The organism is Acidovorax sp. sif0632, assembly GCF_019218805.1.
GTDB lineage: Bacteria > Pseudomonadota > Gammaproteobacteria > Burkholderiales > Burkholderiaceae_C > Acidovorax > Acidovorax facilis.
Genome location: NZ_JAHUWW010000009.1, coordinates 34,169 through 46,053, shown reverse-complemented (window position 1 = coordinate 46,053; position 11,885 = coordinate 34,169). Strand labels below are relative to the sequence as shown.

General features: G+C 65.3%; 12 protein-coding genes. 5 read left to right on the top strand and 7 right to left on the bottom strand.

The genetic code is table 11. From position 1 onward, the window contains the following. The first annotated feature begins 180 nt into the window (after positions 1-180). Together KW832_RS23175 and KW832_RS23170 are read left to right on the top strand one after the other, a co-directional pair. Positions 181-1,296, top strand: a complete 1,116-nt coding sequence (locus KW832_RS23175) for an ABC transporter substrate-binding protein (protein WP_218301633.1) — start codon at positions 181-183, stop codon at positions 1,294-1,296. A 337-nt stretch (positions 1,297-1,633) separates the two neighbouring features. After that, on the top strand, positions 1,634-2,755 hold the full coding sequence (locus tag KW832_RS23170) for an ABC transporter substrate-binding protein (RefSeq protein WP_218301632.1): 1,122 nt from the start codon (positions 1,634-1,636) through the stop codon (positions 2,753-2,755). Positions 2,756-2,919: 164 nt separating this feature from the next. Here KW832_RS23170 and KW832_RS23165 read toward each other — a convergent pair whose 3' ends face one another. The 7 genes from KW832_RS23165 to KW832_RS23135 form a co-directional block, all read right to left on the bottom strand. Further along, positions 2,920-3,111: a hypothetical protein gene (locus KW832_RS23165; protein WP_055393051.1), complete on the bottom strand. Its 192-nt coding sequence runs from the start codon at positions 3,109-3,111 to the stop codon at positions 2,920-2,922. A 305-nt stretch (positions 3,112-3,416) separates the two neighbouring features. Next, the gene (locus tag KW832_RS23160) at positions 3,417-5,078 is read right to left on the bottom strand and encodes an MFS transporter (RefSeq protein WP_218301631.1); all 1,662 of its coding nucleotides are present in this window, start codon (positions 5,076-5,078) and stop codon (positions 3,417-3,419) included. A 174-nt stretch (positions 5,079-5,252) separates the two neighbouring features. Next, on the bottom strand, positions 5,253-5,906 hold the full coding sequence (locus KW832_RS23155) for a 2-hydroxychromene-2-carboxylate isomerase (protein ID WP_218301630.1): 654 nt from the start codon (positions 5,904-5,906) through the stop codon (positions 5,253-5,255). A 3-nt stretch (positions 5,907-5,909) separates the two neighbouring features. Further along, positions 5,910-6,182, bottom strand: a complete 273-nt coding sequence (locus KW832_RS23150; protein WP_218301629.1) for a DUF1289 domain-containing protein — start codon at positions 6,180-6,182, stop codon at positions 5,910-5,912. Next, the gene (locus KW832_RS23145) at positions 6,179-6,697 is read right to left on the bottom strand and encodes a YbaK/EbsC family protein (RefSeq protein WP_055393041.1); all 519 of its coding nucleotides are present in this window, start codon (positions 6,695-6,697) and stop codon (positions 6,179-6,181) included. Before KW832_RS23145 ends, KW832_RS23150 begins: the two co-directional genes overlap by 4 nt. 165 nt (positions 6,698-6,862) lie before the next feature. Next, the gene (locus KW832_RS23140; protein WP_218301628.1) at positions 6,863-7,771 is read right to left on the bottom strand and encodes a hydroxymethylglutaryl-CoA lyase; all 909 of its coding nucleotides are present in this window, start codon (positions 7,769-7,771) and stop codon (positions 6,863-6,865) included. A 97-nt stretch (positions 7,772-7,868) separates the two neighbouring features. After that, entirely contained in the window at positions 7,869-8,786 is a 918-nt protein-coding gene (locus KW832_RS23135) for a LysR family transcriptional regulator (protein ID WP_218301627.1), read from the bottom strand. 110 nt (positions 8,787-8,896) lie between these two features. Between KW832_RS23135 and KW832_RS23130 the strand changes: the two genes are divergently transcribed. From KW832_RS23130 to KW832_RS23120, 3 genes are all read left to right on the top strand, one after another. Further along, positions 8,897-9,895 carry a 3-hydroxyacyl-CoA dehydrogenase family protein gene (locus KW832_RS23130; RefSeq protein WP_218301626.1) on the top strand — a complete coding sequence of 333 codons (999 nt, stop codon included), beginning with the start codon at positions 8,897-8,899 and terminating at the stop codon, positions 9,893-9,895. After that, positions 9,892-10,749, top strand: coding sequence for a 3-keto-5-aminohexanoate cleavage protein (locus tag KW832_RS23125; protein WP_218301625.1), 858 nt, complete (start codon positions 9,892-9,894; stop codon positions 10,747-10,749). The genes KW832_RS23130 and KW832_RS23125 overlap by 4 nt, the downstream gene beginning before the upstream one ends. Positions 10,750-10,831: 82 nt before the next feature. Beyond that, positions 10,832-11,860 (top strand): tripartite tricarboxylate transporter substrate binding protein, encoded by a 1,029-nt coding sequence (locus KW832_RS23120; RefSeq protein ID WP_218301624.1) that lies wholly within the window; start codon positions 10,832-10,834, stop codon positions 11,858-11,860. The last annotated feature ends 25 nt before the right edge of the window (positions 11,861-11,885 follow it).

Below are 11,885 nucleotides of genomic sequence, written 5' to 3'. Positions count from 1 at the left end.
GGCAGTCTTTTTCGAGGGTGAGGCGGAACATTCTAGGCACCGCAGTGGCGCCCGTCCGGCCTTGCCGCAATACCCTTTGATTGCGGGTCTGCTGACAGGTGCTGTCACAACATCGGGTTATGCCGGTTCGCAAACAGGGCACATTTGTCTAGAGTAGCCCGACAATCCAAGGAGACGACCATGTACAAATGGACACAATGGGGAGCCGCAGTCGCTCTGGCCGCCGCGCTGTGCGGCGCGAGCAATGCCCAGATCCTGATCGGGCAAACCGCCGGCTTCTCCGGACAGGTGGCGGCAGGCGTGAAGGAAACTACCGACGGCGCCCTGCTCTATATCGATGCGGTCAATGCCAAGGGCGGCGTCAACGGCCAGAAGATCGAACTGACCTCGCTGGACGACAAGTTCGACCCCAAGCTGGCCGCAGAAAACGCGCGCAAGCTGATCGAGGAAAACAATGTGTCAGCGCTGTTCCTCACACGCGGCACGCCCCACACCGAGGCCATCGTTCCCCTGCTGGAAAAGCACGGCGTGGCACTGGTCGGCCCTTCCACGGGCGCCATGGTGCTGCACCAGCCCGTGCGCAAATACATCTTCAACGTGCGCGCCACCTACCAGCGCGAGGCAGAAAAGGCCATGACCCACCTGGCCTCCATGGGCATTACCCGCATTGCCGTGGTGTATGCCGACGACAGCTTTGGTGCCGATGGCGTGGCGGGGGCACAAAAGGGCCTGGCGGCGGCCAAGCTCGCACCCGTGGTGCTGGAGAAGTTTGATCGTGCCAAGCCTGATTTCGCCCCAGTTGCGGCCAAGGTGGCCAAGGCAGACACCCAGGCCGTGCTGATGATCGCCTCCGGCTCTGCCGTGGTCGATGGCAGCAATGCGCTGCGCGCCGCAGGCTCTGCCGCACAGATCGTGACGCTGTCCAACAATGCCTCGGGCGGCTTCATCAAGAGCCTGGGCAACAATGCGCGCGGCGTGATCGTGACCCAGGTGTACCCCAATGAGCGCGCGGTGACCTACGCCATGGTCAAGGAAGCCCAGGAGCTGGCCCGGGCCAAGGGCTTGCAGGAGATCAGCCCCGCCATGCTCGAAGGCTTTGCAGCCGCCAAGGTGCTGGTGGAAGGGCTCAAGCGCGCCGGCCCCAAGCCCAGCCGCGACAAGATCCACGCGGCCCTGGAAGGCATCAAGAAATTCGATCTGGGCGGGCTGGAGGTGAGCTACGGCCCAGACGACCACACGGGCCTGGACTTTGCCGACCTCTCCATCATCGGTACGGACGGCAGGTTCCGTCGCTAAGAGCCTGTTTACGATCTCGCAGGGGATCGCAAACAGGCTCTAGGGATCCTCTGCACGAATCGAGCGGCAAGTGTGCGCTGCGGATCGGGATGGACTGCAAGGCGCAAAACGCAGCAATAGCCGTAGCTATTGCGAGGTTTTGCGACGCCGCAGACCGCCCGAGACCGCAGATGCACACGGCGCGGTGATTTGTGCAGAGGGTCCCTAGGAGCCATCTCCCGGATGGCCATAGGTTGCGCAGGCCCGGCTCCGTCCGGGCCTACGTATTTCTACAGTTTATTTGTCACTGTTTGTATCTATATTGACGCCTCCAACAAACAGGCATCTTGGGACAAACATGAGATTGACACACTGGCTTCGCGGGGGCGCTACCCTGGCCGCCATCTTCGCAATGGTGGGCGCAGCCCACGGACAGATTCTCATTGGACAGACGGTGGGCATCACGGGCTCGGCAGCGGCCACGGTGGCCGAATCCATGCAGGGCGCGGCGCTCTACATTGATCACATCAACGCCCGGGGCGGTATCGCGGGGCAGAAGGTGGAGGTCATATCCCTGGACGACAAATTCGACCCCAAGCTGACCCTCGAAAACGCCCGCGTTCTGATTGAGGAAAAAGGCGTGATCGGGCTGTTCATGACACGGGGCACGCCCCACACCCAGGGCATCATGCCGCTGCTGGAGCAGCACGGCGTGCCGCTGGTCGGCCCCTCCACCGGCGCCATGGTGCTCCACCAGCCGGTACACAGGTTCATCTTCAACGTGCGCGCGCCCTACCAGCGCGAGGTGGAAAAGGCCATCACCCACCTCAACACCCTGGGCATCAAGCGCATTGGCGTGGTGCATGTGGACGACACCTTTGGCGCAGATGGCCTGGCAGGGGCACAGCTGGGCTTCAAGGCCAACCAGCTGGAAGCCCTCTTTGTCGAGAAGTTTGACCGTGCCAAGCCCGACTACAGCGCCATTGCACCGCGTGTGGCGCAAAAGCAGCCCCAGGCCGTGGTCTTCATCGGCACGGGCGCGGCGGTGGTCGACGGCATCAAGGCGCTGCGCGCTGCAGGGGTCACGGGGCAGATCGTGACACTGTCCAACAATGCCTCGGGCGGCTTTGTCAAACTGCTGGGCGACCAGGCCCGGGGGGTTGTGGTCACGCAGGTCTTTCCCTCCGAGCGGTCGGTGAACTACCCGGTGGTCAAGGAAGCCATGGAGCTGGCCCGCGCCAAGAACATTTCCGATCTCACGCCCGCGATGGTGGAGGGCTTCGTCAGCGCCAAGGTGCTGCTGGAAGGCATCAAACGCGCGGGCCCCAAGCCGGACCGCGCCAAGCTGCACACAGGCCTGGAGAGCATCAAGAAGTGGGACCTGGGTGGCGTGGAGCTGAGCTACAGCCCCACGGACCACAGCGGTCTGGTGTTCGCCGACCTTTCCATCATCGGAAGTGACGGGCGCTTCAAGCGATGACACCCTAAGAAACTGAGGCGCTGTGCGGGCTCTTGCCCTGCGCCGCGCAAGGAGCGGCAGGGGCGTGGAGTGTGCGGCCCACCGTGACGGCACCGCACAAAACAAAAGCCTGCGGCCTTTCGGCTGCAGGCTTTCTTGATGGGCTCGGGATGGGGCCCGGCGGCTTACTGCGCGCTGGCCGCAGATGCAGGTGCCGACGCAGGCGCCGCTGCGGGTGCACTGGCAGCGGGTTCGGGCGCATGCACGGCATCTGCACCGTGTTTTTCACCACCCATGTCGGCCTTGTCGCCCGCCGTGATGATCACGTACATCGACAACGCAGCAAACAAGACGAAGCCAACAACAATCTTCCACATATCAATATCTCCTGGGATGGGTTTGTTCAATCAAGGGGCCTGGCTAGGGATGCTGTGCACGATTCGTCGCGCCGTATGCATCTGCGGGCTCGGGCGGTCTGCCGCGTTGCAAAACCTCGCAATAGCTGCGGCTATTGCTGCGTTTTGCGCCTTGCAGCCCATCCCGATCCGCAGCGCACACTTACCGCTCGAATCATGCACAGCATCCCCAGGGTTATGGGTTGTACTGGTGCGCGGACAAGCCCCTTGATGGAACACAGGGCCCGACCCTTGCGGGGCGGGCCCTGTTCACCGGTCAGAACCGATCAGTCGTTGGCGTAGATGTCCACGTCCTTGGTTTCCTTGATGAACAAGCCACCGATCACCACCGTGGCACCGGCAATGATGATGGGGTACCACAGGCCGTTGTACATGTTGCCGGTCTGGGCCACGATGGCGAACGCCGTGGTGGGCAACAGGCCGCCGAACCAGCCGTTACCGATGTGGTACGGCAGGGACATCGAGGTGTAGCGGATGCGGGTGGGGAACATTTCGACCAGCATGGCGGCAATAGGGCCGTACACCATGGTCACCAGCAGCACCAGGTAGGTCAGGATCACGGTGACCATGACCTTGTCGATGCGGGCGGGATCTGCCTTGGTGGGATAGCCCGCAGCCTTCAGTGCATCGGCCACAGCCTTCTTGAACTCGCCATCTTTCTTCTTGGCTTCGTCAGCGGGCAGGCCCTTGCTGGCGTACGAGGTGATGACTGTCTCACCGATCTTGATCGTGGCGGGAGTACCAGCGGCAGCGACGGCGTTGTCATAGCTCACCGAAGCGCCAGCCAGAACCTGCTTGGCGATATCGCACGAGCTGGTGAACTTGGTGGTACCGGTAGGGTTGAACTGGAACGAGCATTCCTTGGGGTCTGCCGTCACGATCACCTGGTTCTTGGCCTGGGCTTCAGCCAGGGCGGGGTTGGCCGCCTTGGTGAGGGCGCCGAACACAGGGAAGTACGTGAGCGCGGCCAGCAGGCAGCCTGCCAGGATGATGGGCTTGCGGCCAATCTTGTCCGACAGCGAACCGAACACGATGAAGAACGGCGTGCCGATCAGCAGCGACACAGCCACAAAGATGTTGGCGGTGGCGCCATCGACCTTCAGGGCTTGTGTCAGGAAGAACAGCGCATAGAACTGGCCCGAGTACCACACCACGGCCTGGCCGGCGGTCAGGCCCACCAGCGCCAGGATCACGATCTTCAGGTTCTTCCACTGGCCGAAAGACTCGGTCAATGGTGCCTTGGAGGTCTTGCCCTCGGCCTTCATCTTCTGGAAGGCAGGCGATTCGTTCATCGACAGACGGATCCAGACCGAGATGGCCAGCAGCAGGATCGACACGATGAACGGAATGCGCCAGCCCCAGTCGCCAAAGGCTTCTTCGCCCAGCACGGTGCGGGTACCCAGAATTACCATCAGCGACAGAAACAGCCCCAGCGTGGCCGTGGTCTGGATCCAGGCGGTGTAGGCGCCGCGTTTGCCGTGCGGAGCATGCTCGGCCACATAGGTGGCTGCGCCGCCGTACTCACCACCCAGCGCCAGGCCTTGCAGCAGGCGCAGGATGATCAGGATGACCGGGGCCGCCACACCGATGGAGGCATAGGTCGGCAAGATGCCCACGATGAAGGTGGACAAGCCCATGATCAGGATGGTGACCAGGAACGTGTACTTGCGGCCGATCATGTCGCCCAGGCGGCCGAAGAAAATCGCGCCGAACGGACGGACGATGAAGCCCGCTGCGAAGGCCAGCAGCGCGAAGATGAACGCCGATCCGGCATCCAGCCCGCTGAAGAACTGCTTGGCGATGATGGCGGCGAGCGAGCCGTACAGGTAAAAGTCGTACCACTCGAAAACGGTGCCGAGCGACGACGCGAAGATGACCTTGCGCTCTTCGGGCGACATCGGCCGCGGTGCGGGATGGATGGTTGCCATGGTGTCTAGTCTCCTATTGGTTGTGCAGACCGCACTGCGGCGGGCTGTACGCATTCTTGGAGATGGCACTGACCACGCTCTGACGCGAAACCAACAAGAGCTTTCATCAAACTGACCGCTCTCTGACAACTTAGGGAGAAACCCGCAGCACCTCTTTCAGCATCCGGAAACAGCTCAGGACTTCGCGGGTAAACCCGATGGGAGCTGGCTGACAGCATTCCAGCCCGGGCCATCAAACCAGTCGTCACCTTCCAGGTAGGCGCGCAACATGGGCAGGCCATCCAGCCCCCAGAAAACCTTGCCGTCCACCACAAACGCAGGCACACCAAACACCCCCGCCGCCTGCGCGGCCTCGGTGTTGGCGCGCAGCAGCGCCTTGGGGCCCTCGCTGTGCATGTCCTGCCCCGGGCGGATTTGTTCGGCCAGATCGGCCGCCAGCGCGGCCAGGCGCTCGGCGTCCAGCGCGTCGTGCCCGCCCTGCCACACATGGCGCAGCACGGTGCCCGCCACATAGCGGTTGATGGCGCCATCGTCGCTGCAGGCCAGCGCCTGGCGCAGCAGCGGCAGCGGGTTGAACGGGTGGCGCGCGGGCATCTGCAGTGGCGTGCCCTGCGCATGGCCCAGCCAGGTCACGTGGCGGTAGGTCCAGGCGCGCTTGGGCGCAATGCCCGCGGGCCCCGGGTTGGCGTGCTGCTGCAGCAACGCGCCCAGCAGCACCGGGCGGTATTCGACGCTGTAGCTCAGGTCCACCAGCGCCTCAGGCAGGCGCTCAAAGGCCAGCCAGGCGTAGGGCGAAATGAAGTCGAGGTAGAACGTGATGTGTTTCATGGCTCAACCTTCTGCGCTTTCTGGCTGCACCGGCACGGCAATGCCCGCCCGGTCCAGCAACTGGCGCCAGATGCCCCGCCGCAGGTGCGAGTCGGCACGCGACCAGATGCGGATCTCGTCGAGGGAGCGAAAGCAGCCCTCGCAGTGGCTGCGGTCGGGCGACATACGGCAGACCGAGATGCAGGGCGAGGGCACGGCCTCGGTGTTTTCAGCATCAAAATGGCCACCAGCGCTTGTCTGCAAAGCGCGAACAGCTAGCAATTCAATAGCATTCATGCCGCAGACTCAGGTGCAACCACCTGCACCACATCCACCACGGGTGCACCCGTCAGCCGCTGAAGATCGCTGGGGTGCAGCGCAAACACACCATGCGGATGCCCCGCCGCCGCCCACACCACCTCAAAGCGCAGCAGGTCCTGATCGATCAGCGTGACGGGCGGCGTGGCGTGCGCCACGGGCGACACACCGCCGATGGAAAAGCCCGTGCGGCTTTTCACGAAGTCGGCATCGGCGCGGCCGATCTTGCCGCCCACGTGGGCCTCCACCTTTTTCTCGTCCACCCGCCGGTCGCCCGAGGTGACCACCAGCACGGCCACATCATCGCTCTTGCGGCGAAAGATGATGCTCTTGGCAATCTGCCCCACGGCAATGCCCAGCGCATCGGCCGCCTGCTGCGCGGTGCGCGCTGCGTCGTCCAGCATCTGCGGCCGGTGGGGGTGGCCCAGGGATTCCAGCGCTGCAGCCACGCGCTGCACACCTTCAGGCAGATTTTTCAGTTCAGCTCCACACATCGTTTCTTACTCCGAAATCACAATCGTCCCAGGTATTTTGACCGCATGGCGCCAGCCCCGGCCGACGCGCCGGCAGCACAGGCCCTGCCGGACCAGCGGGTGCATCCCTTTCGCACTGGGAGCGATGCGGCTGAGATGCGTCAGCGTCTCAGCGGCAGTGGCCTATTACCCCGCACGTTTGGTCAATAGCGCGTTGGCAGCGCGGGAGTTGGGCTTGCGGCCCAGAAAGTCGCTAATGTAGGCACCCGCGTCGATGAGCTTGTCGAGGTCGATGCCCGTCTCGATGCCCATGCCCTGCAGCATGTACACCACGTCTTCGGTGGCCACGTTGCCGGTGGCGCCCTTGGCATAGGGACAGCCGCCCAGCCCGGCCACGGACGACTGGAAGTTCCACACGCCCAGCTCCAGCGCGGCCAGCGTGTTGGACAGCGCCTGCCCGTAGGTGTCATGAAAGTGGCCCGACACCTCGTCGATGCCAAAGTGCTGCAACGTGGCCTCCAGCGCCTTCTGCACCTTGCGCGGCGTGCCCACGCCGATGGTGTCGGCCACGTCCACACGCTGCACGCCAATGCCCTGGAGCAGGCCTGCGAGATACGCCACGCGCTCGGGCGCAATGTCGCCTTCGTACGGGCAGCCCACGGTGCAGCTCATGGCGCCGCGCACACGGATGCCGGCGGCCAGCGCCGCCTGCACCACGGGTGCAAAGCGCTCGATGCTCTCGGCAATGCTGCAGTTGATGTTGCGCTGGCTGAAGGCCTCGCTGGCGGAGCCGAAGACGACGATTTCGTCGGGCTTGTCCAGCACGGCCGCCTCAAAGCCCTTGAGGTTGGGCGTGAGCACCGAATACGCCACGCCTGGCTGGCGGGTGATGCCCGCCATCACCTCGTGGTTGTCGGCCATCTGCGGCACCCACTTGGGGCTGACGTAGCTGGTGACTTCGATCTCTTTCAGGCCGGCCTGCTGCAGGCGGTGCACCAGCTCGATCTTGACGGCGGCGGGCACCGGGGTCTTTTCGTTCTGCAGGCCGTCACGGGGGCCAACGTCGATGAGGCGGACGCGGGAGGGAATGCTCATAGGGCTACCAAGGATGGATCAAGGAATCCGCCATTGTCTCGCCTGCGCCTCCACAGGGCCACCCCATATCGTGCCAGACCATTCGCCGGACGCGCCATCAGTCCGTACGGGTGCCATCACCCGCCACCTCTTGCCGCAGCAGGGCCACCATGGCCTGCGCCGCCAGCGACAGCGGCCGCCCGCGCAGCGTGATCAGCCCGATGGGCCGGTGCAGCACGGGCGCCTTGAGCGCTCGCGTGACCACCTCGGGCCTGCGCACCACCTGGGCGGCCAGTTCGGGCAGCGCGCTCACACCCAGCCCCGCCGCCACCATGGCCGCGATGGTGGCTAGGTGTTCCACCTCATAGCGCGGCGCAAAACGGATGCGGTGGGTCAGCAAGGCTTCTTCCGCATACTGCCGCACGCTGGTACCTGCGGGCATGGAGATGTGCGGCAGCCCGGCCACATCCGCCCAGGCAATGGCGCTGCGCCCTCGGGCCAGCGGGTGCGTGCGCCCCATCAGCAGCACAAAGCGGTCGGACACCAGCGGGGTGTAGTCCAGGTCGGCATAGGCGGGGTTGGCAGCGGTGAGTGCAAAGTCCACGCGCCCGGCGCGCACCATGTCAAAGGCCGGGCCGGCCAGGCTGTCAAACAGCTCCAGCTGCACACCCGGATGCTGCGCAGCAAAGCGGGCAAACGCGCGCGGCACGGCCCCGGCTGCCAACGACGGCAGCGCCGCCAGCGCAATGCGGCCCACCTGCAGCTGCGCCACCTCCTGCACGCGGCGCACAGTCTCCTCCATCTGGTGGCGCAGAAACCGCGCCTGCTCGGCAAACACCTCGCCCGCCAGCGTGAGCTGCACGGTGCGCGTGGTGCGCTCGAACAGGCGCACATCCAGCATCTCCTCCAGCCGCGCCACCGTGCCCGACACCGCCGACTGCGAAAGGTGCATCTGCAAGGCCGTGCGCCGAAAGCTCAGCGTCTCGGCCAGGGAGAGAAATACATCCACCTCGCGGGCGGACCAATTGATCTTCATAACCGATCAGTCTATCGAAAAAGACGTCTGGACCGCGCAATGTGTGGCCCCTAGACTGAATTCAACGCAAGCACACCGCTTGAACAGATTGAGAGCAACAAGGAGACACGATGGAGAACAGTTCGCCGCGCAGCGCGCGCACCGTGGTGGTAGGCGGAGGCACCATGGGGGCCGATGTGGCCGTGGTCCTGGCCCGTGGCGGCGCGCAGGTCACGGTGGTGGACCCCCACGCCGCCCGCCGCGACCACTTGCTGCCGCACATTGCGCAGGAGCTGGCCGCTGCCGGACAGGCCACCCACGCCGGCCCGGTGCAGGTGTGCGCCAGCCTGCAGGATGTGGACTGGAGCGGCGTGGTGCTGGTGGTCGAATGCATCACCGAGCAACTGGCGGCCAAGCAAAAGCTGTTTGCCGAGCTGGAAACCGTAGCGCCCCCCAACGCCGTGCTGGCCAGCAACAGCTCGGGCTTTCCCATCAGTGCCATCGCCCAGGGGCTGGCCACGGCGCAGCGCATGCTAGGGCTGCACTTTTTCATGCCCGCCCACCTGGTGCCGCTGGTGGAGGTGGTGCTGGGCGAGCGCAGCGACCCGGCGCTGGGCACCTGGCTGCACGCCTTCATGCGCGGCTGCGGCAGCGTGCCGGTGCTGGTCAAGAAAGACAAGCCGGGCTTTCTGGCCAACCGCATGCAGCATGCGCTCTCGCGCGAGGCGTTTGCACTCATCGACGAAGGCATTGCCTCGCCCGAAGACGTGGACGCCGCCGTGCGCTTTGGCTTCGGCTTCCGCTTTCTGGCGGCCGGGCCTGTGCTGCAGCGCGACCACGCGGGCATTGAGGTGCACACCACCGCCGCAGCCACCATGTACCCCACGCTCTCGAACACCGACATACCCGCCCTGGCCCTGCGCGACAAGGTGGCACAGGGCCAGCTCGGCATGAAGACGGGCAAGGGCTTTTTTGACTGGCCCGAAGACCGCAAGCAGGCCGAATGCGCGCGCTACGACACGCTGCTGCGTCAGGGCCTGGCGCTGCTGGCCAGCGAGTTGCCCACCATCGAGCCCCCCGCCGACACGTCACCGACGGACACCCCAATGACCACTGGAGCCCGCGCATGAGTGCATCGCCCGCATCACCCACCATTGCCAGCCAGTGGGCTGACCCACTGATCGTGACCGTGGCCCCCAACGGCGCGTACAAACAGCCCGCCGACCACCCCGCCGTGCCCATCACCCCCACCACGCTGGCCACTACGGCCAAAGCCTGCCTGGATGCAGGCGCGGCCATGCTGCACATGCACATCCGCGACGCACAAGGCCGCCACAGCCTGGACGTGGAGGGCTACCGCGAGGCCCAGCGCGTGGTGCGCCAGGCCGTGGGCGATGCCATGGTGATCCAGATCACCAGCGAAGCCGCAGGCGTCTACCAGGCCCCGGCGCAGATCGCCATGGTCGAAGCCCTGCAACCCGAGGCCGTGTCCATCGGCCTGCGCGAAATCGACAAGCCCGAGATTGGCGAGGCCGGGCTGCAGCGCTTCTTCACCGGCCTGGCCCAGCGCCGCACCATGGTGCAGGTCATCCTGTATGACGTGGCCGACCTGTGCCGCTGGCAGGCGCTGCGCGCCAGTGGCGTGGTGCCCGATGCACCCTGGTTCCTGCTGTTTGTGCTGGGCCGCTACAGCGCGGGCCAGACCTCCAGCCCGCGCGACCTGTTGCCTTTTCTGAACGCCCATGACGGCAACGAGCCCTGGGCGGTGTGCGCCTTCGGTGCCGCAGAAAACGCCTGCGTGGCCGCCGCTGCCGTGTTTGGCGGCCACGCCCGCGTGGGGTTTGAAAACAACCTGCTGTGCAAGGACGGCAGCGTGGCCCCCGACAACACCGCGCTGGTGCGCCAGGCCGTCGAAGCGGCCGCCGCGCTGGGCCGCCCGCTGGCCACCGCCGCCGACATCCGGCAGCGCTTTGGCGCAGGCTGAGCGGCACCGCTCCATCGCGCCCCCCATCCATTGACATCAACCCGCGGCAGACGGGCTTTATCCAACCCCACAGGAGACAGACATGCACCACCGCCACCTTTACTCGTCCACGCCTAGCACCGCCCGGCGCACCGTGCTGCAAGCAGCCCTTGCCGTGCCCCTGGCCCTGGGCATCGCAGGTCACGCAGCGGCGCAGACGCCCGCCACCGCCTTCCCCAGCAAGACCATCCGCTTTGTGGTGCCCTACCCGCCCGGTGGACCCACCGACCTGATGGCCCGCATGCTGCAGCCCGAGCTGCAAAGCCGCCTGGGTGTATCTGTGGTGGTGGACAACAAGGGCGGCGCCGGTGGCAACACCGGCAGCGCCGAGGTGGCCAAGCAGGCCCCGGCCGACGGCCACACGTTGCTGCTGGCCGCCAGCGGCCCCATGGCGGTCAACTCCTCGCTGTACGCCAGCATGCCTTTCAACCCCTTGTCTGATCTGGCACCGGTGATCCAGCTCTCCGCCTTCCCGCTGGTGCTTGAAGTGCACCCCTCGCTGGGCGTCAAGACACTGGCCGAGTTCCTGGCCATGGCCAAGGCCGGAAAGCCGGTGCTGAGCTACGCGTCTGCCGGCAACGGCACACCGCAGCACTTGGCGGGCGAGCTGTTCAACACCACGGCGGGCGTGAAGATGGGGCACATCCCCTACCGTGGCGCTGGCCCCGCGCTCAACGACCTGATCGGCGGACAGGTGAACGTGATGTTCGACATCGTCGGTAGCTCCCTGCCCCACATCCAGGCGGGCAAACTCATTCCGCTGGCCGTCACATCCAGCGAACGCGCCAAGGTGCTGCCCAATGTGCCCACCATGGCGGAGGCCGGCATTGCGGGCTACCAGATCACCGGCTGGCATGGCATTGCGGTGCGAGCTGGCACCCCGCAAGCCACCGTCGACAAGCTCAATGCCACGGTGAATGCGATCTTCAAGGAACCCGCTTTCCGCACCAAATGGGAAGCCATTGGCACGCCCGTGGTGGGGGGCTCAGCGGCAGACTTTGGGGCGCTCATCAAGGCCGACGCGCAGCGACTGGGCAAGCTGGTGCGCGATGCCGGCGTGACAGTGGATTGAAAAGGCACACCCTCTGTGCCCGCGC